Source organism: Pseudomonadota bacterium, from assembly GCA_010028905.1.
Taxonomy (GTDB): domain Bacteria; phylum Vulcanimicrobiota; class Xenobia; order RGZZ01; family RGZZ01; genus RGZZ01.
The window spans coordinates 1-2,935 of the sequence record RGZZ01000570.1; the positions used below are offsets into that span (position 1 = coordinate 1).

Annotated in this window: 1 protein-coding gene; it reads left to right on the top strand. The window is 63.5% G+C overall.

The annotated features are described in order from the left end of the window. A partial coding sequence (locus EB084_22915; GenBank protein ID NDD31115.1) for a hypothetical protein occupies positions 1 to 2,935 on the top strand: 2,935 nt, incomplete at both ends.

The following is a 2,935-nucleotide window of genomic DNA, read 5'->3' on the forward strand; positions in this document are numbered from 1 at the left end:
CTGAGCGACGCCAACGCCGCGCCCATCGTGATGGGGCAGAACGGCCCTGCCAAAATGCTGCAGGGCGAGGTGCACCTCACCCAGGGCGTGGCCGGCGCCTTCGTCACCGTGTACGAGAGCGACGGCACCATCGCGGGCACCGCGACCACCGACGCCAACGGAACCTTCACCGTATTCGAGCCCCTGTTCGGTGCCTCGGCCGTCCCCGCAGCCAAGACGGCGGCGGCGAAGGCCACAGCCGGCCTCGCACCAGGTGAGCGACGCTACGTGGCCGTGGTTCCCTCGGATGCCCCCGAAGGCGCGGGCACGGTGCTCACGGCCGACACCCCGGCCCCCTTCGCCCATATTTCCCCCCTCGAGACCGAGATGAGCCTGCTCCGCGAGGCCGAACCAGGCCTGTCGCTGACGGGTGCCGCACAGGCCGTGAAGGCGGCCAACGACATTCCCGTCGACTACGATGTCGACGACGCGGGAGGCGACGTGAGTCCCCTCTCTGATGGCCAGCTCGAAGCCGACGCCCAGGCCTACAACACCCAGAACGGGCACGCGGGCAGCCCAAGCCTCAACGACTTCCTGGCCTCCGAAGCCGGACGGGCGCGGGCGTACGTGGCGGCGGCGCGCAACAAGACCGCCGCCCCCGCTGCCCAGGCGCACCGCAAGCAGACGAAGACGGCCGCCGCAGCCACCGGTGCAGATCCCAACCGGGTGAACGGGGTCAACGCTGACAACACCGACCCCAAGGGCTCACTCGACCCGGATCGTCAGCAGGCGCTCGACAGCTGGGGAGCCGGCTCCTTCACGCCAACGCCGTCGTTCACCGCTGAGCAGTTACAGGAAGGAACGTACTCGCTGTTTGGTACCATCTCGGGTATCTTCAGCACCGCAGTCGACGGTTTTACCACCATCACCGGGCTACTGGCCACGATCGACGCCGCCAATGGAAACACGGTGGAGAAGTCGACAAAAGTGCTCTCCTACATCGCGGGTGGGCTTGTCATTGCCAGCGTCATCAGCCAGGTCGTCCTCAACATCCTGCAGGCCAACGCCGACGACCCCTACCTCAAGGGGCTGCAGCAGCTGAGCCAGCAGATCGAGCAGGGGTTCAACCAGCTGAGCCAGCAGATCCGCCAGTCCACTGCGTTCCTCCGGTGGAGCAACAGCCAGCAGACCCTGCAGCAGAGCACGTCCCAGATGCAAGGAAGGCTGAGCACGCTCGCGACCGTTTCGGCGCCGCAGGCCGCTGGGCTGCAGCCCTACGACACGGTCCAGCAGAATGTGCAGAGCAGCACCTCCAACACGCAAGGCGCCACGCTCGAGTCAACCTTCATCAACCAGAGTCTCGGCCTGAACGGTGCGAACGCGGTCACCGACGGCATTGCGGCCTACACGAGCCAGAGCACCTACCAGCCGTCTGCGAGCACCGGCGCAAAAGCCAATGCAAAGGCTGCCGACGGTCTGGGCTACAACCTGCGCGACAACGCCACGACGCTGACGCTCCGCGGACTCGAGATGCAGTACGCCAACGCCATCGGCTTTGCTGCCCGCGTCGATGCCTACGAGTCAAAAGCCGCCTACGCCACATTTGGCACCGGGTTCTCACGCATCAAAGCGCTGTCAGACCGTGTCGCGAGTGGAAGCGAAGCCGTCGCCTCGCTGCGCCGGCGTGGCCTGCAGCAGGCGCCCCCACGCTTCTCCAGCGATAAGATACGGGTTGACGCCTCGCGGGGCATCGCCTGGTATTCAACTTATGTACAGCCTATCACGTTCGGCCCGCTGCACTATACAAAAAGTGAAAGAACTGATTATGGCCAGACAACCTACACATACACCATTGCCGGCAACGTATTCAGTAGAGATTTCGTCCGTCTCGACACAATGATGTACCGCAACTGGCGCCTCCCTAAGCTTTCTGAGCTCCAAGCCCTTCCCGGGTGGGGTACCCCTGAATGCCTGAATAAAGTGAAGAGCGAGATGGGCATCGACCTAAATGGTCGCCACTATGTTGCAGCCTTCGACCCAACCGCCCCAGACCCCATCTCCGACCATCTGCCTTATGGAAGCTCCTCAAGCTACGTTAAGGTGACTCGACAGGTACGCTTCTACGACGTCACCACTGGAGGGGAAGTGAAGCCCGGTCCAAGCATTGCAGGCCGCTTCTGGGACGGTACCATCATCAACTGCATTGCCGTACTCGACCTGAATAATCTGTCCACCGCCATCGAACGCCCGGACGAGATAGGCTCACGCAAGCCTGCCATCGACGATGCCAGGTTTGCAGGCCCGCTCGATGCGCGCGTGTATAGCCTCGACAGCGCCGCATTGAACAGTCAAAACCGTGCCATCGAGTCGAGCGTGTTGCGCGCGGCAGGCATTCCACCGAGCTACATTAAAGTCGTCGACCACGTCATCGACAACCCCTGGTACAGCGCGAATCCCATCCTGCCGCAGCAGCAGGCGCGCAAGATCCATGCCCTGAGCGCTGTGGGCGTCTGGGCGCAGAATAATTCGGACGTAATCGTAGACGACCTCTCCGGGGTGGTTGAGTGGCAGGTCGACGATGCGAGCGTGGCCCGGGTCACCAACACGTTCAGCGAGTGGCCATCGGTGAGCGAGCGCGCCAAGGCGGCGGGGCTGTTCGTCTCGCCCTGGTTCTCGACCCTGGTCTTCTCGAAGGCGGGAACGGTGAAGGTCACGGCAAACTGGATGCAGGGCATCACCTCAACCACCGCCAGCAACACCACCACCATCCCGGCGGAAAACTCAGCCGACCTGGCCATCCCCCCTGTGCTGTCGGCATTGAACGTGTACCCGACCGGGATGGTCATCACAAACGCCGCGCAGCTGCAGGGCAAGGTGATGTCGGCCTACGGCGAGATGAGCGACAACACCGCCGCCGACTACAACACCAAGGTGCAGTGGTCGCTGCTCGAGGTGC